The following is an 18,621-nucleotide window of genomic DNA, read 5'->3' as shown; positions in this document are numbered from 1 at the left end:
CTTCCCATTCTCTAACCGAAATCAAAAATATGAAATACAAAGCCATCGCCCTCGTCCTCGCAGCTCCGGTCATCTTCGTCTCCTGCGAAAACCCCGCGGACAAGACCGCGGACGCCAAGGTCTCATCGGCCGTTGAGAAATCCACCTCTGCGGAAGCAGGCGGCACGAAGTATGTCTTCACGCCGGAATCCCAGGTGAACTTCATCGGTTCCAAGGTCACCGGAAGCCATTCCGGAGGCTTCAAGGCCTTCACCGGTCACTTCACGATCAAGGACGGAGCACCTGTCGGAAACGATCACAAGGTCGTCATCGACATGAACTCCACCTTCTCGGATGCGGAGAAACTCACCGGCCACCTCAAGAGCCCTGACTTTTTCGACGTGGAAAAATTCCCGCAATCGACCTTCGACGTCACCGAGATCAAGAAAAACTCGGACACCGCCTACACCGTTTCCGGCAACTTCACGCTCCACGGCCAGACCAAGAACATCAGCTTCCCCGCAACGGTCAGCCAAGGCTCCGGCTCGGTGAAGATCGACGCGAAGTTCGACATCAAGCGCAAGGATTTCGGCATCGTCTATGCCGGCAAGGCGGACGACCTGATCCGTGACGAGGTCGTCATCGAGCTCAAGCTCGAAGCCAAGCCGGAAGCCTGAAGCAAACAACCGATCCGCATTCCGCATATGTCCGATCCACTTTTCCAACCGCTCCGTGCCGGGGCGTTCACCTTCCCCAACCGGATCATGATGGCTCCGCTCACGCGCTGCCGTGCGTCCGACGGAAGGGTGCCGAACGCGATGATGGCCGACTACTACGTGCAGCGTAGCTCCTTCGGCATGATCCTGACGGAGGCCACCTCCATCAGCCCGCAAGGCGTCGGCTATCCCAACACCCCCGGCATCTGGTCCGACGAACAAGTGGAGGGCTGGAAGCTCGTCACCCGCGCCGTTCACGAGGCGGGTGGCCAGATCCTGCTCCAGCTCTGGCATGTCGGACGCGTTTCGGATCCAAGCTACCTGGATGGAGAGCTGCCTGTCGCGCCGAGTGCCATCGCACCGGCGGGACATGTCAGCCTCATCCGTCCGCTCAAGGACTTCGTCACGCCGCGGGCCCTGGACATTTCGGAGATCCCCGGCATCGTCGGGGACTACCGCCGCGCGGCGGAGAATGCCAAGGCAGCGGGTTTCGACGGGGTTGAGATCCACGGGGCGAACGGCTATCTCATCGATCAGTTCCTCCAGGACTCCACCAACAAGCGCACCGACGGATACGGTGGTTCCATCGAAAACCGCGCGCGCTTTTTGCTCGAAGTGACGGATGCGGTCATCTCCGTCTGGGGAGCCGATCGTGTGGGCGTGCATCTCGCTCCGCGTGCCGACGCGCACGACATGGGGGACTCCCATATTTCCGACGTCTTCCATCATGCCGCGGCCGAATTGGGAAAACGGAACATCGCGTTCATCTGCGCCCGTGAGTCCTATGCCCAGCCCGCGCTGGGACCATCGCTCAAGCAGGCCTTCGGCGGGGTTTACATCGCGAACGAAGGCTTCACCGCGGACACCGCGCGCGAGGCGATCCGCTCCGGCACCGCGGATGCCGTGGCGTTTGGAAAAACCGCCATTGCGAATCCCGACCTCGTCGAGCGTTTCCGCAGCAACGCGCCCCTGAACGATCCCGATCCCTCCACCTTCTATGGTGACGGTCCCGCGGGTTACACCGACTACGCATCCCTTGAAACCACAACAGCCTGAAAAATCATGAGCACACCACGCATCCTTGTCTTCGGCGGCAGCCTCCGCGCCGGATCCTACAACCAGAAACTCGCCACCATCGCCGCTGCGGGAGCACGCGAGGCCGGAGCGGAAGTCACCCTCATCGCGCTGCGCGATTTCCGGATTCCACTCTTCGATGAAGACCTGGAAACAGAGGAGGGCATGCCTGAAAATGCGCGAAAACTGAAAGCCATCTTCGCGGAGCACGACGGGCTCATCATCGCGTCACCCGAATACAACAGCACGATCACCGCCGCGTTGAAGAACTCGATCGACTGGGTGTCCCGTGCGAACACCCCGGACGAGGAACCGCTGTCGGTGCTCAAGGGTAAGTCGGCGGCGATCCTGTCCGCTTCGCCCAGCGGTTATGGCGGCGCGCGCAGCCTGACCCAGCTCAGGCCGTTCCTTGAGAACATCCATATCTCCGTCCTGCCGGACCAGGTATCGGTGCCAAAGGCGTACGAAGCATTCGATGCGGACGGAAACCTGGCAGATGCCGCCCAACAGGCAGCGGTCAAAGCCTTGGCAGCGGCATTGGTCGCCAAGTTGTCCTGAAGTCCTGCCGATTCCAAATCCCGCCACGAATTCTTGTGGCGGGATTTCCGCGTTTGAATCATCACTGCAGATGTGAAGACGCACAGCATCGTAATCGGTTATCTCTTATGGATCATTGGTTTCACCGGAGCGCACCGGTTCTATTATGGAAAACCCATATCGGGAGCGATCTGGTTTTTCACACTCGGACTCCTCGGCGTGGGATGGTTGATCGATGCCTTCCTGATTCCCGGCATGGATCGCCAGGCGGACGCGCGGTTCCAGCCCGGAAGATATGACTATTCATTGGCGTGGATCCTCCAGACATATCTCGGAGTGTTCGGCATCCATCGTTTTTACATGGGAAAGATCGGCACCGGCATCCTGTGGCTCCTGACCGGCGGCCTTCTTGGCATCGGCTATATCTATGACTTCTGCACGCTGAACGAGCAGGTGGATGAATTGAACCGGCTTCCCGGATGACGGAATGAAAAACTCATTCCGCATTGTCCTGTCGCACCGCGGATGAGAAGCCGCCGCCACAGAACCGCAACAGGTCGTCCATGTTGTCAGCCAGCACGTCCGCCCCTGCGGCGATGAGCTTCGCCCGGTCCTGGAACCCCCAGGTCACTCCGATGGATTTCATGCCGGCATTCTTCGCGGTCTCGATGTCCATGGTGGAGTCGCCAATGACGATGCAATCCGCCGGAGCGAGGCCGAATGACTCCGCGATCTCCAACGCTCCGGCCGGGTCCGGCTTGTGGTGGATTCCAGCGCGCTGTCCGAGGACCTCCGCAAAGCGGATCCCGGGAAAGATCTGCGAGACGATGGTTTGGGTGAACGGGTGCGGCTTGTTCGACAAAACAGCGAGCGGATGTCCGAGCCTCTGCAGGGTTTCCAACAAGGCGGTGACTCCGTCGTAGGGCAGGGTGCCGTTCGGCCACGACACGTCGTAGTGGGATTTGAATGTCTCCTCCAGCGAAAGCAGCAGCGCTTCATCCGCCCCACCCGGCGCGGCACGCTCCAGAAGGATGCGGGCACCGTTTCCGATGAATCCTTGAACGGCCGCAAGCGAATGCGTCGCGTGACCGGCCTCTACGAGTGCATGGTTTACCGAAGCCGCGATTCCCTGCAACGAATCCACCAGCGTCCCGTCCAAATCAAAAATCAAACCATGTTTCACGCCGCGAGTCTGACGTGCGGGAGCGGGATGGGAAAGCGCTTAAAACCCGATGAGGCTGACAAGCTCGTTGTCGCTGAAATCTTCAAGCTGGTCCGCTGCGGCGATGAGCGTTTCGGTCTCCGCGATGTCCTGGATCGCAACGGCTTGCGGCGAGTCGAGAAAAACGGTCTGCGATGCGGATTCATGAAACAGTCCGACAAGCGGCACCACCGCGAAGGCGAGCGCTGCTGAAGCGGCGGCCAGCCCGGCGAGTGGAGCGGGAGAAAACAGTTTCTTCCACCAAGGCACCTCATCCGCCGTGAGCCGCGCCATGCGGACCACATCATCCGCGAAACGGGGACTTGCGACCTGCGGTGGAGACTCATCAAGCAGCTTCCAAACGGCATCAGATTCCCAGGAATCGTCGGTTGGCAGGGGGTCGCGGTGCATGGTGGGGATGTTCTACGCTCGGAAAAACCCGGCATTCGAGAGAAAGTTGCGGCTTCTTCATCAAAAATTAAGGTTCGGCCGCCTGCCGGGGCCAGCCGAAAATCATTTCAAAACCCTGCGGAGGGTAGGGATCCGGCTCGAAGTACGAATTCAGACTCCCCGCTTGTCACCCCAGATGCGGATGTGCAACCGGTCGCAGAACCGATATCCGCCATCGCGGCAGACGTCCGCCAGCCAGGCCGAACTCCGGTCCAGCTCCGCCGAAACCCGTCCCTCGGGCATCAGCAGCACACGGTGCCGGGAAATCCCGTGGGAACCGCACAGCGCCTCGATTTCCCGCATGTCGTCAGGCTCCGCCACGACAAATTTGAACCACGCCTTCGGCGAAGCGGCGAAAAACCGCAGTGCGGCCGGATTCCTTATCAGCGACTCCGCCATCCCTGCGTTCGCCAGCTTGGGCGATACATTGAACTGGTTCACCGCCTCATGAAAAGCCGGCGAGGGAAGACGGGTGCCATTCGTCTCCACCTCGAACTGATGGTCCGGGTCTTCCATGCGGATCCGGCCGATCATTTCCAGAAACGCGTTCTCCTGCAACAGCGGCTCCCCTCCGGTGATCACCGTGCGTCCGCAATTGTAAGCCATCACCCGTCCGGCAGCCTCCAGCGGGGTGAGTTCGAACGTCACGTCCGCCTTGCGGTGCTTCGCGTATCCCGGAACCTCATCCTTCTCATGCGGCCATGGGGTTCCCTCGAAATTCCACGTGTGGTCCGTGTCGCACCAGACACAATGGAGATTGCAGCGCGACGCCCGGATGAAAACCGCGGGCATGCCGACGCTCACCCCCTCCCCTTGGATGGTGTGGAAAATTTCGGGGCCGTCGCCGAGCTTCGCAAGTTTCATTGCCGCCCCTAGGAAGCACGGATGAACGCGGATGGACATTGATTTTTCTCGGGCCTAGCCTTTTCCCATGAGCATCATCACCGGCCGGGGGGATTCCGGCAGCACGGATCTTCTCTTTGGAAAGCGCATCGCAAAAACCTCCCTGCGCATCGAGGCACTTGGAAATGTGGATGAGCTGAACGCAGCCCTCGGCCTCGCCCGCGCTGCTTCCCACGACGAAAGTTGGATCGAATTGATCGACCGCCTCCAATCGCTGCTCATCGGACTGATGGGGCAGCTCGCCCACCTACCCGAAGACGAGGCGCGCTACCTTGAGAAAAAATACGCGGCCATCGCGGATGCCGATCTCACCTGGATCACCGCGGAAGCCCACCGTTACGAGGCACAAGGCATCCGTTTCACCGGCTGGGCCATCCCCGGGGCGGAAGGCTCCATGGCCCGTGCCGGCCTTGATTTCGCCCGCGCCGTCGCCCGCCGTGCCGAGCGCGGAGTGCTCGCCCTCCACGAATCCGGCGAGCCGGTGCCGGAAGTGGTCCGCCTGTTTTTCAACCGTCTTTCCGACCTTCTCTGGATTCTCGCACGCGCCGGAAACGACTGATTTCAAATTCATTTTGAGAAAAACACAAAAATGGATTGCCAACGGGCGGCCGTCTTTCTAGCGTCCCGCCCTCCAAGGGCAGGTGTCAGAGTGGTCGAATGAGCACGCTTGGAAAGCGTGTGTGCGTGAAAGCGTACCGAGGGTTCGAATCCCTCCCTGTCCGCCATTATTTTAAGTGAGTTACGAGGGTGTTACCTCGCTGATACCACAGCCCCGATTTGCAGGATCAATAGGGATATTCGCCGTTGTCGATTCCGAGAGCCCACAGCCGGCTGTCCAGGATGGCCAGTTCCTCCTTGGCATCGTACACCCGCTGCTCCCATTCGTCGTAGCGGTTGCCGTGCTTCTTCGCCGGGTTTTCGCTGTTGATGGTGCGGAGCAGCATCTCGCGGACCCGCGCGACGCGCCCCGGGTCCTTGGCGTCTAGGATGTCCATGCGTTCACATGAACATCAAAAGGCCACCCCCGTCAAGGGGTGGCTCAGGCCCTTCGAACCCCCAAAATGTTAACTTTTGTTAACCGGGGGCGAGTAGGAAAATTAGCGTCGGCGGTCAGACGTCGCCCCAGGTGGCATTGTTACCGCGGGTATCGATGTGGACAAAGGTGCTGTAGAGGCCGAGCCCGCCCTTGAACTTGCCTTCCTTGCGCCACTGGTCGAGCACCGCGAACACTTGGCGGGGAGTCTTGCCACTCACCGCGATGTCCAGAGCCTTGAACTGCATATGGAACGACTTGGGCGCGGCATCGCCGATGGCGGCATTGTAGGCCGGAGAGCGATAACTGGAGAGCAGGACGATGGGACGGCCGAAGTGAGCGCGGAGAGCGTCCACGATCCTGATAGTTGGCGTGATGTTCCCCCAGATCTCCCTAGGAGGGGTGGAGTTTGTGACGCCCCGGCGACGGGTGGCAAAGTATTCGGTGAACTCCTCGGCACGGAAATGTTTCACGTCGAGGGTTTCGAAGAATTCGGGAAATGTGCGGAAGTCGGTCATTGGAGTGGTGGTTGGAATTATTGATTTCGGGTGGTGGTGCGTTGGAGATCGGTGATGGCCCGGGTGTTGTTCTCGACCTGACGGGCAAGCTCCGCGAGGGTTGATTCCAGACGGGTGTTGGATGTGGTCTGGGCGCGGACCATCTCGAGCACGATCATGTTTGACCTGCCGAGATCGGCGTAGATGCCTTTGAGGGCATAGCCGCCGACGCCCAAGCAAATCATCATGATCATGGCGTTGGTGCCGAATCGCATGAATCCCCAGGCGATCAGGCCGGGCATGGTGTTCGGGACTTGGACGCCCTCTGGGGTGTCGGCTTGGGCAATGGCGTGGAGTTCGTCGCGTGACATGGTTTCAGGTGGCTGATCAGTTGGGGATGCGGAGCAATTTGAATCCTGAGCCACCGGAGTCCGCGGCACCGACGGAGACGCGTTTCAGGGTTCCGGAATCGACGTCGTAGAGGAGGAATCGCGTGTCGCCGGCCGTGGTGCTCGCGTCGAATTGCGCGGCGTTCACCAGGCCGTTCAAAGTCGAACTGCTCGATCCGGCCGGGGCGGTGAAAATGGTGAGCTTGCCGCCCGCGCCGGTTCCGGTTCCCGCGCCCGGGCGTAGGTTCATGTCGCCGCCGGCGATGTTCGTGCCGAGGCCTCGGGTGGTGTTGATGTTCACGGATGCCGGCGTTGCCGATTGCAGACCCTTCCCGAACGCCACCGTTTGAATGGGAGATGAATCCGACCCAACGATGAAGGAGTTGAACGTGGCGGCCGGAAGGTTTTCACCGACCTTGTGGCCAAGCAGGACATTGCTGCTACCCGTCAGGGTGCTGCCGGCGTCGTTGCCAATCGTGACGTTGTATTCCGCGCCGGTGGTGGGGCCGGCACCCGAACCGATTGCGACGTTTTGCTGTCCCGTGATGTTCAGTCCGGCTTGGGCACCGACGGCCGTGTTCCCGGTGTTCACCGTGAGCTTGTCCAAGGCCTGATACCCCACGGCCGTATTACTTCCCCCCGTTGTCAGCATCCGCATGGACTGGGAACCGACAGCGGTGACGTTGTTCGCGCTCCGGAGAGCCACCAGGGCCTCCCGTCCGAGCCCTAAGTTGTTGGATCCGGTGACCGGATTTAACGATGTTCCCTCGGCGGTGCCGTTGCCCATGAAGGTATTGTAAGCCGCTGTCCCGCTCATGTATCTTGCGGCGGAACGACCTATCACGGTGTTTCCGAGTCCTGTGTGATCGGCGAACTCTGCGGCACCGGCTCCGATGTAAACGCCGTTGTTCGAGGTGAAGTTGTTGGCGAAGGCCGATTTGCCCACGGCCACGTTGTATCCGTTCGTGGTCGAGGAAATGCCCGCCTTTTGGCCAACAAAGGTATTGGCTACCGTGGTTGTCGAGTTCGCCCCGGCGTAAGATCCAATGTAGGTATTGAGCGCTCCGGACAGCAGTGGATCGCCTCCGCCGCCGTTCACCTGGCTCCCGGCCTGATAGCCGTAAAAGGTATTTTCGAATCCAGTGTCAGCAAGAGCGCCAGCGCCAACTCCCGCAACCGTATTGCTCCCGCCCGTCGTCATTGCCGGAGTCGGAGACAGGAGGAAGTTGTTTTGTGAGGTGCTGGTAATCTTGAGGGTGTTCAAGGTCGCATCGCTCCCGGTCCAGACGAAGTTGCCGTCGGTCGCGGCCGTATCGAATTGCGCCTTGGTGCCGGTGACGGTGACGCTCGCCATGCTGATTGCTCCGCTCGTCGGGGTTCCAAGCCCGCTGTTCTGGTAGACGAAATCGCCATCGGTCGCCGCGGCATCAAACCCGCTCTTCGTCGTCAGTGAGAGCGCGCTCCGGAAATTCGCCGCGCTGATCAGCTCCCCGTTGATTCCAGCCTTGAGTAGGTCTGCGGCGGTCCTCGCGCTGGTCTCGGCAGTCAGCGCCGTCGTGGTGGCTTTCAGCCCGAGGGCGGTGGAAAGGTCCGTCTGATTCGACAGCGTTCCGGTGATGCTACCCCAAATTGCGGAGTTCGGCGGATCGATGCTGATCGGATTACCGCCGGACCACGAGATGATTTTCCCGTTCTGAGGCGTGACGGCGACCGGTGTGTAGCCCGTGGATGTCTTTTTCTGCCAAAGAAAATCACCGGTGGATTGAGCCACCAGCGCGGAAGCGGATAGGATAAATGTGAGGATGGTTTTCATGCGCGTCTGTAGAGTGGTGTCCAAAGGGTGACTCCGTCTTTCACCAGTTCGAGTTCGTCGCCCGCGGTGATGGTTACCGAGGTGATGCCGTTCATTGCGGCGAGGTCGAGGAGTTCCCGCCAGTTCTCCGGATCAGTGAGGCCGGTGCCATCCGTGGCGAAGGGTGACTCCGCCTTGAGACTCGCCAACCACTCATCCCTGGTGCCGACGAATGGCGGAGTTTCGGACGTGCCTCGGCAAGCGAGTTGGTAGGCGTCGAGGGCCTGGGAAATTTCAACTGTGACGGGATCGCTCATCGGGTGATGTCTTGGATGACGGTGATGGTTCCTTTGATGTAGGTTCTGACGACGTCCTCGGCGTCGGTGGTCTCAAGGTCGTAGTTCCACGCGCCGGCCTGGAGAGCGAGGGCCTGCGCGGGGATGGAAAGGTGCCAGCCGGCGGCGTCCTCGATGACGATCCCGGTGGGGGTCTCGATTTGGCATCCGAGCAGGTTTCCCGTCCGGAATTGCAGCCGCGCGGAGACGATCGGACTCAGCGGCGGTTCCCCGTTGACCGTGATCCGGATCGACGGGACGCCGTCCCACCAGTCGCCCCGGAGGAAGGAATCCATGTTGTAGGTTCCGGGAATCATCGATCAGGAATTGAGAGGTCCCACCCACTTGACCGGGGAAAGGCGCACGCACATGTAGGCGTCCGCCTCATTCGAAATTGCCGGTTGCCCCAACCGGGTGGCGAGGGTTCCGCCCACTCCTCCGGACATCGCATCAATGTCGAGGGCGGCCGGCATGTCGGTAGACAGCGGGATCGAGTTCCCTGCCTCGGCGGGAATCTTCGAAGTGAGGGCGACACTCGGACCGACGCCGACGAAGGCAGTCAGCGAGGTGTTTGGATCATTCCGGAAATCGGTGCCATTGATCGCGGCAACGATGTTGTCGCAGAAAATGTCCTCGTCAGGGTGGTACTGGATTTCGAACTCGTTGAGAGCTTCGGTCACCACGACATAGGTGATGTCGCCGCCGATGAGTTCCGCGCCGGTGGCGTCCCCGGTGGGGACGATCGATCCGGCAGCAAGAACGCCATCCGCCGGCGGGCCGTCAAGAATGATGGCGGCCGGCATCCACTCCTCCGGATCCGGAAGAACAGCCGGCGTCGTCTCATCCCCGCGCAACACGTCGTTGCTCACCTTGAATTCAAAAGTCCGCGTGCTGGTCGGCTCCCCATCATCGACCTTCCACGAAAATTCCGCCATTAAGATGACGTCGGTGACGTCGTTCGCATCGTTACCGTCGATCGCGAAAAGGTCGTTCAATCCCTCGGTGTTGAAGCTCGGACTCGCACTGTATTTCGTCGTCGCTCCGCTGCCGGATTTCACGAAACCATCCTCGAGCACCACGGCCGGACCGTCGTATTTGCCCTTCGCCTTGCAACCGAAGGTGAGCACGGTATCCGCCTCGAGCTCGCCAATGATCCCGTTGCGGACGAAAACCACTTCGAAGGGGGTTCCATCCCCCCGCTTGGCTTCCGGCATGAGGGCGGGCTTGCTGTCCTGCGGACCACGGACAAGCGTGAGGGTGTCGAGGTTGATCGTAAAGGTCATGGGCGTCGTCTGCTATCACAGCAGTCGCGTGTGAGATTGTGAAAATTCACAAGGAAGTCAAGGAGGGAACACGCCGGCGCGGATCGATGATGGAAAGCCAAAGCCGTTCCAGCACCCAGGGCGACCACGCGCATTCGATCACAGCCTTTTCCAGAAGCATTTCCCACCACTCCCGTGGCCGATCCATCAGCGCCTCCCGGCTGGCGGCGAACATCGCCCCGATGGTCCACGGCTGAAGTTCGTCCATCCGCAGTCCGATTTCCCGGGCAAACGGGATGGTGTGCTCATAGTGAGGCAACGCCATGTTGGGATCAAACGACATGGTCACCCGCCCCAGCGAGTGGACCCGCTTGCCAGTCCATGGCCGCAAGCTCATGGCGTGGAGGATGGAGGAGTTGTGCGGCTTCGGGCTTCCCTGCAGGAAAACCTCATGATCGCGGAAATCCCCATAATGTTCCACGATGTGCCTGATGTATTGCGAGGCCTCGCGCGCTTCGTTCTTCACCGGGATGAGGCCGGCACGGCTGCGGGTGGCGTCGTAAACGCAGGCCTCGAACCCGGTTTCCGCGACCCAAGATATATCTTCCCCGAAGGTGGCCACACAGAGTCTAACGCTCATACACGAGATAGGTTTTTCCATCCAATGCCACCCTCCGGAGCGGACTGCCGGTGAGGATGCCGGCATGTTCGACGTCATACGGAAACGGCTGACCGGTGCGGCGCGGTCTCCGCCGGCCGGGCTGCGCCCCTGGCGTGCTCCGGATGATGAGGCGTTGCCATTTCCCGAACTCCAGGCACCGCAGAAGATGGCCGATGGCGCCGTTGCAAAGGTTGTCGATTTCCGGAATTACGGTGAGGGCCGCATTCAACCGCGGATGTGACTCCGCCTCCTCCTCGGGAATGCTCATCATGTCGCCACCCTCGATCGCGCACGCCTCCACCAGGGCTTCCAGCGATTCCGCGCCGTCGATCGTCGCACACAGCGGTTCCAGGATGCCGAGCGATTCGCGGACCTTCCGGAACATCTCGGCCTTGTTCTTCCCCGCGAGGTGCCAGAAATGAGCCTGCCCCTGCTCCAGTCCGAAGCGGTTCCATTCATCCGGCAGGGTGGTCACCGCCATGCCGGCGGCGGCCGCACGGACAAGCCACCAGTTCCACTGGTGCTGTTCCTGCCACGCGTTGATGTAGGGTTCCTCGGCCACACGCAACATCTCGGCGGCCGCCTGGCGGTCGCAGACCCAGACGCCGGCGTTGCGGTATTTCCAACCGTTCGCCATGCCCGCCTGCTCCGGGAAATGTTTCTCGCAGAATTTCGGGAATCCGGGTGTGGCCCCGCTCGGCTGGTCGGGGCGGATGACCATTCCACGGATACCCGGCATGTCGGGAAACGTCGGCGCGTCGTCGGTCACATAGACGTCGGCATCCACGTAGAAACACCATTGATTGGTGCCGGCAAGGAACGACTCCAGCATGTCCAGCACGCAGAATTTCGCGGTGGGATACCGTGGATGGATCGCGGCCTTGTCCCACACCCGCAGGCCGTGGCCGTGTCGGCGGCACCAATCGTCCAGCGAGTCCCCGCAAGCCGAGATCCACCACGCATCACCGAAGCGGATGGTGTGGACCTCCACGCCGCTGGTGGATACCTTCGGCACCTCGCGCTCGAAGCGGGAGGCCAGCGGAAACCGCGCGTGCAGCCATTCCCGGAGTTCCACGGTGGTCCCGGCCTCGTTGTAGTTGAGATAGACGTGATGCTCCGCCGGTGGCGAAAAATCGCCGTACAGTTGTTTGGTGACTCCGCTGATCCACGGCCATTTCCATTTGCTCAGGATCCACGATTCCCACGGAAATTTCCCCTTCATTCCCGGCCAATCCTCGAAACCCTGGTCAACCATCGCCTTGTCAAACCAGTACGGACCATGCGGCCGGGAGTAATCGATGGGCTCGATTCCCTCGCCCTCCAGCCGGGTCCGGATGCTCTCAAGATCGCGGCTCCATCCGGTTTCCGGATCTCCCCATTTCCGCTTCCCGGGGGTGATCTTCATTTCCTCGGCGGTCCTGTCCGCGAGGAGGACATTGTCATCGTAGACCCAGAAAAATCCCTCGGGGTAATGCTCCGCGGCGAGCTTCAAGGCGCTTTTCAAACCATGTCGGCACTCGATTAGTTCCGCGCCTTTCAGCCACGCCGGCAGGTAGCGGCCCACGATGACGAGCTTGAACGGCTCGGTGAAGTGACGCTCGAGCGAGCGCAGGGCGTAGCGGAGTTCTTCATTTTTTCCGAAACGTCCGCCGGACGGATGAAGGGGGATGATGATGGGGATCATGCGGAGCAGCCAGGTGGGGACGTTATAACTTCTGTCACAGGAGTGCATTCGCCGAGATCACATCCTCCGAAGCCGATCGCTTGAAAGATGCTCACGGTTACGGTGTAATTTGTTGAAGGAAATCCCAAGAAAGTGACGCGCACAGTCGCCTCTCCACCACTCCAAAATCGACCAAGATAAGTTGAGCTGGTTCCCGAGCCAATGCTTGCACGCATGTTGAGACGGCATCCTTCGGGGGCCTCAGTAATCAGCGCCGCCACATTATATGTAAGATATGCCAAGTCATCAGCTGCGGCGTTCTCGTTCTTGTCCGGAATGCAGTCCGCGCCCTCCACTCCATCAACCGCTACCAACGTCACTTCGACTCCGGAAATCGTCGGACACGGCACCCCTCCGCTGCTGCTGCTGACCTCGCTGCTCGACATCTCCGAACTCGCGTCATTGGACGATTCGTCAATATCACTGCTCCCTTCGCTCCCGCTTCCGTGGCTCCCATCACTTCCGCTGGCGTCGTTGCTCCCGCTCCCGCTGCTGGTCGCCAGCCCGCCGCGATACCATGAGATGTCACAGGCCCAGAGTTGTTCAATGACCGCGCTGCGCGTGTCGCCGTCGGAACTGAATGTCACCTCGGCGATGTGCACCGCGCTTTCATTATCTTCCAGGTCGGGGGAGTCGGTGACCAGCTCGAGGCGGGAATCGTAATTGTATTTGTTGATCACACACCACACCTTGTGCATGACGTCATCCGGCTTTTCAGAGATGTCCCATGACGGACCGTCCACCAGTGCGACGTCATCGATGGTCGGCTCGATCGGCTCCACCATGCTGCCATCCGTCTGCGCCGTGCTGTAAACGCTCCCGCGCGAAACGTAGAGATCCTGCCCGGAGAGCGAGACGATGAACCGCCCCCCGGACGAGCTTGCTGCACGGACCGTCTGCTGTGGAATTTCAATGATCGTCCCGTTCGGCGTCTCCTTTAGGCGGCCGCCGGCCACGCCGATGATGCGGGTTGCCTTGCACCACGAGAGAACCTGATTGAAGCTCTCTATCAGGTCCATCCCGATGCGGGCTCTTTCCGGAAATTTCATGGTGAGGTCCAATAGATATCTTTCACGTCTACGAGAACCTTGTCGGCTCCCATCCATTCGAGGCGGCGGGTCCATTTCCGATCCTCCCCTGATCTCACGGAACTGTCCGTTTCCCGAACCCACTCGTAGCCGGATGGGATATTAGAAACGCTTGGAGTGTCCTTTTCTCCGCATTTGGAAGTGGGCCCCGGACCATTTACATAAGTCTGCGTGAGGCGGGCCACCGGGGCCTTGTCAACGTAATACTCCACACCAAGTTCAATCCCGCGGGCGAACATCTTGGCGTGACTCGAAAGCGTCTCCTCACCATCGCCGGGCTTGTCTCCCTTGTAATATTTATAATCCTTCTTTTTCGCCACATCAGGCATCTCCTGCCATTTTTTGATGGCGGCGATGTCTTCGGAGGTGAGCTTGTAGCTGCCGGATCCGTTGATAGAAAATTCCGGGTGCTCATACATGGACCTTGAGACGCTTGCCCATTCAATTTCTTCGTTTGATTCCTGTAGCTCGCCCTGCCCTTCATTCGAAAATTTAAGCTCCACCACCACGGTAAGAATCGCGGATTCCGTTCCTTCCAATGGCGACAAGTCAAGGTCCGACACGATACCCGGATAGTCTCCCCATGTCGATCCGACGGGCGGACTCGCCGACCGAAGATCCGAATGCAATCCTACATACTCGATGGTAGTGAGATATGACGTGGCATTCCTCGATTCCTTGGGAAAACCCTGCCGCCGCTGGTTGTAGATAGGTTCGCCTGCCATATACTAAAATGTTTTTCCTCCCGGGCGGGACATCCTTTTCAAGGATCCATCGATCGATGACAGCAAAGTGATTTGCTCATCCTGCTTCATATCCACCGGCCCGCCCCCCAGCGACAGCCCGCGCCGCTGGTAGTCGTTCACCTCCATCCGCATATCTATCGGCTTGGCGGCGGCCGCCTTCATTGCTTCCGCTAGTCCTGTGATGGGCGGTTCCTTCGATTTTTCGGGAATGCTTTCATCCGCGGCCGTCTGCAGGTTGTCGGCAACAATGGCCGAGGATCGTTTCCACGCTTCGAACATTTTCTGTTCTCCGGCCTGTCGGAAAAATTTGGATGATTCACCGGCCTCGGGAAGCTGGCCGAGGCGCTTGAATAAATTGTCCCCGAAGCTGGGACGCTCGACCATGTTCGCCTCTTCCCACTCCTTGCGGTTCTGCGCTTTCACGGCCTCGCGGGTTTTCGAATCCGCCCCCATCGTGATCACATCCAGCGCGACGGCCTTCATCGCGAGCAGGGTTTTGTTTCCCTTCGGGGAAAAGGCGTTGTCGAATTCATCCGCGGCCGCGTTGATCACCGAGGCGAAGACGTGGCCGATCATCTCACCGAGGCGGATGAACGAGGCGAAGGCGATATCCGCCACGCCGCTCCATGTCTGGCCGTCCTGGATGAAACGGAGGCCGGTGGCGAGGGACTTGCCCAGGTTCTGGCCAACTTTCGTAAAATCGTAGTCATCGATTTTCCGAAGATTCGGCAGCAGTTCCCCGATAATCCCGGCGGTGAACCCCGTGAAAAACTGATCGCTCTTCACCGGAAGGTGACCGATGAGATCGTTTGCCTGTCCCATCGCACCGGCGAATTCCTGAGCGACCGCGGGCATTGCGCCGAGGGTTTTCTCCGCGTCCTTGAGCCCGGGGAAAATGGTGGTCAGTCCCATGCCGCCTTTGCCGAAAATCTCCATCGCCTTCGCAGTGCGCTCGGCGGGGTTTTCGATCCGCATGATGGCATCCCCGATGGTCTCGAACTGCGAGGCCGGATCAAGTTTGAGCAGTTTCTCGGCGTTCAGGCCGATCGCTTCGAACGGATCCGCTCCACCGCTCGCCGCCTCTACGATCGATTTTTGCATCTTGCCGATGTCCTTGCCATACATCTCCGCCGCGCGGCCGCCATCCTGATAGGCGCGTTGGTGTTTCATGACCGCTGCGATCGCGACCCCGGTCTGCGCCGACAGGTCGCCCAGGGCGTCCACCTGATCGAGCGTTTTGAGGGTGCCTGCGGTGAGTGCCGTGGTTGATGCTGCCACGCCTGCAGCAAGCCCCACGGCTGACGCCTTACCGAAAGCCATCAACTGATTGTTGGCCGCGGCCAGTCCTTTGCGGAAGCCCCCATCCCGGAGGGTGAGGCTTGCATAGATACCGCCGATGGATCGGGATTTTGCCATTTACGTTGTTGGTTTGTTCGCGCGGGCGAGGGCGTTGAGGGAGTTTTTCAGCCGGGCTTCCCGGGCTTTCGGGGATTCGTCGCTGGCTTTTTTGAAGTACCTCGGAAGGAAGTCGGAGAATCGGAGACGGCGGCCTTTCGGCACATTTCCAGACCATTGGGCCACCGTGAATTGAATCGCCGCCGTGCGCCGGTCCTCGCGTTTCTGTTTTTCAGTCCAGGCATCGACGTAGGCGGTGGCGAGGGCGGGATGAACGAGGTTCCACTCGTCGGCTGTCAGTCCGAGTTCAATTCGGGCGAAGGCGATTTCTTCGAATCGCTTTTTTTTTCCGTGTCGGTTTTCATGTCCGCCACGATGGCGACCAGCGCGGCGTGGATGGTGGCGGCATCGGCATCGTGGTCGATCGCAATAAACAGCTCCTCGGGATTCCGGTATTTTGCCGCGGCCTCCGGTGGTAGCACCAACCATAGGAGATCCGTGACGGCCGCCGTAGCCCGTTTTGCGTTCGAGAGATCGCGGATGGTGGGAGCCCCTCCGATCTTGGATGCCCGGTAGTTGTAGGCCCGCGCGGTTTGCTGGTCCCACCCGATCCGGACCTCTTCGCCGCCGATGGTGACGATGTGAGAACTGCTCATGCGGTGGTGGCGGTGCCGGTGATGGGGCCGGAAATTTTGAAGGAAGCTGAAAACTCGATCTTGTCGTCAAGCGGGTTGCTCGTGGTTGGCGGCCCGACGATGACCTTGAAGAGGTGGGTGGAGGCGTCGGAATACGTCACCACCGCGTCCACCACCTCGCCGAGATGCGCTTCGAGATAGGTGATTCCCGCGTGGGTGCCTTCAAAGTTTCCGGTGAGTTCGAGCGTCCCGTTGTCCACAAGCCCGCCGAGGAACTCGCGGGCATTGCCGGTGCTCCCGTGGTTGGTGACGTCGATCGCCGTGACGTCGCGCCCGGTGATATTTACATCGGTGAGGCCGCCGATGGCCGTGCCTCCGATGGTGACAGTGATTCCAAATGATTTTTTTGCCATGGTGGTGGGTCAGTTCGTGTTGGTGGATGCGCGGTAGTCGATGATTTCGCCGTAAAGTTTGGTGACGGGGTCGCGGGTGGACTGCTCGCCGGCGAAGGAAAGCGAGACGTCCGAAGCTCCCGGGAGGTTCCTGCCCTCCAGGCCGGTCCGGAATTTTGACATGATCTCAATCGCGTCCTGCTTGGTCTTCGCCCATGCGGAGAATTGGATGAGCGGAAAGCTTACATCCCGGAAGCCGTCGAAGTCGGTTTCGCCATCGTTGCTGACGGTTTGCGCGACAATGTAAGGAGTGGTCGTCGAGGAGTCAGCCACGTCCCAAAAGAAACGGTCTCCGATCAGCGCGGTGAGCGGCGCGCTTGCCTTGATCGCTTCGTAAATGTCGGATTGGTAGCTCATTTTTTTCTCGCTGCGCGCGCGGCGACCCGGGTGAGATGTGTATCCAGGCCGGTGGCCATGGCGTTGAGGACTTCGCCCTTGCTGGTGTCGATCGCCGGGCGGATGAACGGTTTCGCGGCGCTATGACTGGTCCCGTATTCCACGAGATGGGAATAATTGCTCGGATCTGCCTTCTCTTGGAATTGCTTCCCGGTCCGCTTATCGGTCCGGGTGACCATCTGCCGCATCCCCTTGCGAGGTCCCACCCGCGCGGACTTCTCGCCCCGCACCGTCTTCACGGAGAGACTGATGGACTTCTGTAGCAGGCCGGTATCCTTCGAGTTCCCCGCGAAACGCTTCGCCGCCTTACGAATCGGCACCGCGCCGGCGCGCAACACCGCGGTCTCCGCCGATTTGCGGAGCGCGTCGGGGAGGTCATCCAGATTGCGGATGAGCTGCTTGACACCCTTGATGTCGAGTTGGACGGCGGAGGTTTTCATGGAATTCCCTGGGTTGCGACCGTGTCGAGGAGGAGGGTGTTTTTCCGGCCTTCCTCCTGGATGTTCCGGATCTCGTAGATTTTCCCGTCGTAGGAAACGCGGTAGTCCTGCGCATTCATGTCACGGTGACGGATCCGGAATTGTCGGGTGTCCTGGCCTCGGTCCGCATCGGCGATGACGGATTCCCCACCGCCCTGCTTCACGTCCTCCGCCCAAACGCCGGCGTTGTCCGCCCACGTCTCGACGTTGCTACCGGTCGTGTCCCGCGAAAACGTGCGCTTCTGCAGGCGGATCCGCCGGTCCATTTTGCCCGGATTCATGCGAACCACCCCCCTACCTTCTGATTTTCGATGATCGCTTGCAGCGACCACGGCAGGTTCTGGCAACTCGCGAACGCCACCGGCAGGCGGTTTTCATAGAGATGACCCACGAGCAGTTTGATGGCGTGCTTGAGGAGGTTCGGCGCGGCTGCCTCGTCGGCATAGCCGGCCGTGAACTCGATTTGCACCGCGTCCGGACGGTCCGCCACCGAAGGCAGCGAACCGGTGAATTTCACCATGCCAGGCTCCGCGCCGGTGATGACCAGATACTCCTCCGCCGGCAGCGTGCTGAGCGTGGTCGCGCCGGCCGCGTAATATTTCACCGCCGAGACGGACACCAGCGGCGTCCGGAAAAGGCTGAGGGTGTCCGAGTATTGGCCGAACAGGCACGCCCACGACGGAGCGATGACCCTCCAGCCCGAAACCGCGGAAACCCTCCCTGTGACGCTGTCCACATACTCCCGCGCGACACCGATCAGTGCTTGCACATAGGTCTGATCGTCCACCGAATCCACCCGCAGATGCTCCGCAGCCTGATCATAGGTGATCGGCTCGAACGTCGGCGGGGTGACTAGTGTGTACTGCGGGCGCACGGTG

Annotated in this window: 26 protein-coding genes and 1 tRNA gene; 6 read left to right on the top strand and 21 right to left on the bottom strand. The window is 60.3% G+C overall.

All coding sequences use genetic code 11. The features are described 5' to 3' along the window. Positions 1-29 precede the first annotated feature (29 nt). The 4 genes from JIN84_RS13085 to JIN84_RS23425 all read left to right on the top strand — a co-directional run bounded on the left by JIN84_RS13085 (position 30) and on the right by JIN84_RS23425 (position 2,789). The gene (locus JIN84_RS13085; RefSeq protein ID WP_200351486.1) at positions 30-656 is read left to right on the top strand and encodes a YceI family protein; all 627 of its coding nucleotides are present in this window, start codon (positions 30-32) and stop codon (positions 654-656) included. A 27-nt stretch (positions 657-683) separates the two neighbouring features. After that, positions 684-1,751: an alkene reductase gene (locus tag JIN84_RS13080; protein ID WP_200351485.1), complete on the top strand. Its 1,068-nt coding sequence runs from the start codon at positions 684-686 to the stop codon at positions 1,749-1,751. Positions 1,752-1,754: 3 nt separating this feature from the next. Further along, positions 1,755-2,327: an NADPH-dependent FMN reductase gene (locus tag JIN84_RS13075; RefSeq protein WP_345715247.1), complete on the top strand. Its 573-nt coding sequence runs from the start codon at positions 1,755-1,757 to the stop codon at positions 2,325-2,327. 72 nt (positions 2,328-2,399) lie between these two features. Beyond that, positions 2,400-2,789, top strand: a complete 390-nt coding sequence (locus JIN84_RS23425; RefSeq protein WP_200351483.1) for an NINE protein — start codon at positions 2,400-2,402, stop codon at positions 2,787-2,789. A gap of 13 nt (positions 2,790-2,802) precedes the next feature. On the opposite strand, the gene JIN84_RS13065 is transcribed toward JIN84_RS23425, so the two are convergent. The 3 genes from JIN84_RS13065 to JIN84_RS13055 form a co-directional block, all read right to left on the bottom strand. Continuing rightward, positions 2,803-3,489 carry an HAD family hydrolase gene (locus JIN84_RS13065; protein ID WP_200351482.1) on the bottom strand — a complete coding sequence of 229 codons (687 nt, stop codon included), beginning with the start codon at positions 3,487-3,489 and terminating at the stop codon, positions 2,803-2,805. 39 nt (positions 3,490-3,528) lie between these two features. Next, the gene (locus JIN84_RS13060; protein WP_200351481.1) at positions 3,529-3,918 is read right to left on the bottom strand and encodes a hypothetical protein; all 390 of its coding nucleotides are present in this window, start codon (positions 3,916-3,918) and stop codon (positions 3,529-3,531) included. A gap of 150 nt (positions 3,919-4,068) precedes the next feature. Further along, on the bottom strand, positions 4,069-4,821 hold the full coding sequence (locus JIN84_RS13055) for a 7-carboxy-7-deazaguanine synthase QueE (RefSeq protein ID WP_234043454.1): 753 nt from the start codon (positions 4,819-4,821) through the stop codon (positions 4,069-4,071). 67 nt (positions 4,822-4,888) lie between these two features. Between JIN84_RS13055 and JIN84_RS13050 the strand changes: the two genes are divergently transcribed. Both JIN84_RS13050 and JIN84_RS13045 read left to right on the top strand, forming a co-directional pair. Continuing rightward, positions 4,889-5,419: a cob(I)yrinic acid a,c-diamide adenosyltransferase gene (locus JIN84_RS13050; protein ID WP_200351479.1), complete on the top strand. Its 531-nt coding sequence runs from the start codon at positions 4,889-4,891 to the stop codon at positions 5,417-5,419. A gap of 76 nt (positions 5,420-5,495) precedes the next feature. Beyond that, positions 5,496-5,585 (top strand) — tRNA-Ser (locus JIN84_RS13045). A gap of 60 nt (positions 5,586-5,645) precedes the next feature. Here JIN84_RS13045 and JIN84_RS13040 read toward each other — a convergent pair. The 18 genes from JIN84_RS13040 to JIN84_RS12955 all read right to left on the bottom strand — a co-directional run bounded on the left by JIN84_RS13040 (position 5,646) and on the right by JIN84_RS12955 (position 18,617). Continuing rightward, positions 5,646-5,855 carry a hypothetical protein gene (locus JIN84_RS13040; protein WP_200351478.1) on the bottom strand — a complete coding sequence of 70 codons (210 nt, stop codon included), beginning with the start codon at positions 5,853-5,855 and terminating at the stop codon, positions 5,646-5,648. 115 nt (positions 5,856-5,970) lie between these two features. Next, positions 5,971-6,411 carry a YcbK family protein gene (locus JIN84_RS13035; protein ID WP_200351477.1) on the bottom strand — a complete coding sequence of 147 codons (441 nt, stop codon included), beginning with the start codon at positions 6,409-6,411 and terminating at the stop codon, positions 5,971-5,973. 17 nt (positions 6,412-6,428) lie between these two features. Continuing rightward, positions 6,429-6,761 (bottom strand): hypothetical protein, encoded by a 333-nt coding sequence (locus tag JIN84_RS13030; protein WP_200351476.1) that lies wholly within the window; start codon positions 6,759-6,761, stop codon positions 6,429-6,431. Positions 6,762-6,777: 16 nt separating this feature from the next. Continuing rightward, positions 6,778-8,592 carry a beta strand repeat-containing protein gene (locus JIN84_RS13025; RefSeq protein WP_200351475.1) on the bottom strand — a complete coding sequence of 605 codons (1,815 nt, stop codon included), beginning with the start codon at positions 8,590-8,592 and terminating at the stop codon, positions 6,778-6,780. Beyond that, complete coding sequence (locus tag JIN84_RS13020; RefSeq protein WP_200351474.1) at positions 8,589-8,888, bottom strand: hypothetical protein; 300 nt, start codon at positions 8,886-8,888, stop codon at positions 8,589-8,591. Before JIN84_RS13020 ends, JIN84_RS13025 begins: the two co-directional genes overlap by 4 nt. After that, complete coding sequence (locus JIN84_RS13015) at positions 8,885-9,223, bottom strand: hypothetical protein (protein WP_200351473.1); 339 nt, start codon at positions 9,221-9,223, stop codon at positions 8,885-8,887. The genes JIN84_RS13020 and JIN84_RS13015 overlap by 4 nt, the downstream gene beginning before the upstream one ends. A 3-nt stretch (positions 9,224-9,226) precedes the next feature. Beyond that, a complete protein-coding gene (locus JIN84_RS13010; protein WP_200351472.1) occupies positions 9,227-10,189 on the bottom strand; it encodes a hypothetical protein in 963 nt (320 codons plus the stop codon). A 46-nt stretch (positions 10,190-10,235) separates the two neighbouring features. Next, positions 10,236-10,808: a DUF3431 domain-containing protein gene (locus tag JIN84_RS13005; protein ID WP_200351471.1), complete on the bottom strand. Its 573-nt coding sequence runs from the start codon at positions 10,806-10,808 to the stop codon at positions 10,236-10,238. Continuing rightward, positions 10,798-12,561, bottom strand: coding sequence for a hypothetical protein (locus JIN84_RS13000; protein WP_200351470.1), 1,764 nt, complete (start codon positions 12,559-12,561; stop codon positions 10,798-10,800). Before JIN84_RS13000 ends, JIN84_RS13005 begins: the two co-directional genes overlap by 11 nt. Then, on the bottom strand, positions 12,510-13,601 hold the full coding sequence (locus tag JIN84_RS12995; RefSeq protein ID WP_200351469.1) for a hypothetical protein: 1,092 nt from the start codon (positions 13,599-13,601) through the stop codon (positions 12,510-12,512). The genes JIN84_RS13000 and JIN84_RS12995 overlap by 52 nt, the downstream gene beginning before the upstream one ends. Then, positions 13,598-14,365 carry a hypothetical protein gene (locus JIN84_RS12990; protein ID WP_200351468.1) on the bottom strand — a complete coding sequence of 256 codons (768 nt, stop codon included), beginning with the start codon at positions 14,363-14,365 and terminating at the stop codon, positions 13,598-13,600. The genes JIN84_RS12995 and JIN84_RS12990 overlap by 4 nt, the downstream gene beginning before the upstream one ends. Positions 14,366-14,368: 3 nt before the next feature. Further along, positions 14,369-15,802 (bottom strand): hypothetical protein, encoded by a 1,434-nt coding sequence (locus tag JIN84_RS12985; protein WP_200351467.1) that lies wholly within the window; start codon positions 15,800-15,802, stop codon positions 14,369-14,371. 275 nt (positions 15,803-16,077) lie between these two features. Continuing rightward, the gene (locus JIN84_RS12980) at positions 16,078-16,437 is read right to left on the bottom strand and encodes a hypothetical protein (protein ID WP_200351466.1); all 360 of its coding nucleotides are present in this window, start codon (positions 16,435-16,437) and stop codon (positions 16,078-16,080) included. Further along, entirely contained in the window at positions 16,434-16,829 is a 396-nt protein-coding gene (locus tag JIN84_RS12975; RefSeq protein WP_200351465.1) for a phage tail protein, read from the bottom strand. Before JIN84_RS12975 ends, JIN84_RS12980 begins: the two co-directional genes overlap by 4 nt. Before the next feature lie 9 nt (positions 16,830-16,838). Beyond that, positions 16,839-17,225, bottom strand: coding sequence for a tail completion protein gp17 (gene gp17, locus JIN84_RS12970; RefSeq protein ID WP_200351464.1), 387 nt, complete (start codon positions 17,223-17,225; stop codon positions 16,839-16,841). Further along, complete coding sequence (locus JIN84_RS12965) at positions 17,222-17,704, bottom strand: HK97-gp10 family putative phage morphogenesis protein (RefSeq protein ID WP_200351463.1); 483 nt, start codon at positions 17,702-17,704, stop codon at positions 17,222-17,224. The genes gp17 and JIN84_RS12965 overlap by 4 nt, the downstream gene beginning before the upstream one ends. Beyond that, positions 17,701-18,024 carry a phage head closure protein gene (locus JIN84_RS12960; protein ID WP_200351462.1) on the bottom strand — a complete coding sequence of 108 codons (324 nt, stop codon included), beginning with the start codon at positions 18,022-18,024 and terminating at the stop codon, positions 17,701-17,703. Before JIN84_RS12960 ends, JIN84_RS12965 begins: the two co-directional genes overlap by 4 nt. Continuing rightward, the gene (locus tag JIN84_RS12955) at positions 18,021-18,617 is read right to left on the bottom strand and encodes a head-tail connector protein (protein ID WP_200351461.1); all 597 of its coding nucleotides are present in this window, start codon (positions 18,615-18,617) and stop codon (positions 18,021-18,023) included. The genes JIN84_RS12960 and JIN84_RS12955 overlap by 4 nt, the downstream gene beginning before the upstream one ends. Positions 18,618-18,621 lie beyond the last annotated feature (4 nt).

Source organism: Luteolibacter yonseiensis (genome assembly GCF_016595465.1).
Taxonomy (GTDB): domain Bacteria; phylum Verrucomicrobiota; class Verrucomicrobiia; order Verrucomicrobiales; family Akkermansiaceae; genus Luteolibacter; species Luteolibacter yonseiensis.
Note: the sequence above shows the minus strand (reverse complement) of the source record. Positions and strands in the feature narration are given on the sequence as shown.

Excerpts from the sequence above, each read along its gene's own strand:
- JIN84_RS13085 (WP_200351486.1), top strand. The coding sequence starts at position 30 with ATGAAATACAAAGCCATCGCCCTCGTCCTCGCAGCTCCGGTCATCTTC.
- JIN84_RS13080 (WP_200351485.1), top strand. The coding sequence starts at position 684 with ATGTCCGATCCACTTTTCCAACCGCTCCGTGCCGGGGCGTTCACCTTC.
- JIN84_RS13060 (WP_200351481.1), bottom strand. The coding sequence starts at position 3,918 with ATGCACCGCGACCCCCTGCCAACCGACGATTCCTGGGAATCTGATGCC.
- JIN84_RS13055 (WP_234043454.1), bottom strand. The coding sequence starts at position 4,821 with ATGAAACTTGCGAAGCTCGGCGACGGCCCCGAAATTTTCCACACCATC.
- JIN84_RS13050 (WP_200351479.1), top strand. The coding sequence starts at position 4,889 with ATGAGCATCATCACCGGCCGGGGGGATTCCGGCAGCACGGATCTTCTC.
- JIN84_RS13040 (WP_200351478.1), bottom strand. The coding sequence starts at position 5,855 with ATGGACATCCTAGACGCCAAGGACCCGGGGCGCGTCGCGCGGGTCCGC.
- JIN84_RS13035 (WP_200351477.1), bottom strand. The coding sequence starts at position 6,411 with ATGACCGACTTCCGCACATTTCCCGAATTCTTCGAAACCCTCGACGTG.
- JIN84_RS13030 (WP_200351476.1), bottom strand. The coding sequence starts at position 6,761 with ATGTCACGCGACGAACTCCACGCCATTGCCCAAGCCGACACCCCAGAG.
- JIN84_RS13025 (WP_200351475.1), bottom strand. The coding sequence starts at position 8,592 with ATGAAAACCATCCTCACATTTATCCTATCCGCTTCCGCGCTGGTGGCT.
- JIN84_RS13020 (WP_200351474.1), bottom strand. The coding sequence starts at position 8,888 with ATGAGCGATCCCGTCACAGTTGAAATTTCCCAGGCCCTCGACGCCTAC.
- JIN84_RS13015 (WP_200351473.1), bottom strand. The coding sequence starts at position 9,223 with ATGATTCCCGGAACCTACAACATGGATTCCTTCCTCCGGGGCGACTGG.
- JIN84_RS13010 (WP_200351472.1), bottom strand. The coding sequence starts at position 10,189 with ATGACCTTTACGATCAACCTCGACACCCTCACGCTTGTCCGTGGTCCG.
- JIN84_RS13005 (WP_200351471.1), bottom strand. The coding sequence starts at position 10,808 with ATGAGCGTTAGACTCTGTGTGGCCACCTTCGGGGAAGATATATCTTGG.
- JIN84_RS13000 (WP_200351470.1), bottom strand. The coding sequence starts at position 12,561 with ATGCACTCCTGTGACAGAAGTTATAACGTCCCCACCTGGCTGCTCCGC.
- JIN84_RS12995 (WP_200351469.1), bottom strand. The coding sequence starts at position 13,601 with ATGAAATTTCCGGAAAGAGCCCGCATCGGGATGGACCTGATAGAGAGC.
- JIN84_RS12990 (WP_200351468.1), bottom strand. The coding sequence starts at position 14,365 with ATGGCAGGCGAACCTATCTACAACCAGCGGCGGCAGGGTTTTCCCAAG.
- JIN84_RS12985 (WP_200351467.1), bottom strand. The coding sequence starts at position 15,802 with ATGGCAAAATCCCGATCCATCGGCGGTATCTATGCAAGCCTCACCCTC.
- JIN84_RS12980 (WP_200351466.1), bottom strand. The coding sequence starts at position 16,437 with ATGAGCAGTTCTCACATCGTCACCATCGGCGGCGAAGAGGTCCGGATC.
- JIN84_RS12975 (WP_200351465.1), bottom strand. The coding sequence starts at position 16,829 with ATGGCAAAAAAATCATTTGGAATCACTGTCACCATCGGAGGCACGGCC.
- gp17 (WP_200351464.1), bottom strand. The coding sequence starts at position 17,225 with ATGAGCTACCAATCCGACATTTACGAAGCGATCAAGGCAAGCGCGCCG.
- JIN84_RS12965 (WP_200351463.1), bottom strand. The coding sequence starts at position 17,704 with ATGAAAACCTCCGCCGTCCAACTCGACATCAAGGGTGTCAAGCAGCTC.
- JIN84_RS12960 (WP_200351462.1), bottom strand. The coding sequence starts at position 18,024 with ATGAATCCGGGCAAAATGGACCGGCGGATCCGCCTGCAGAAGCGCACG.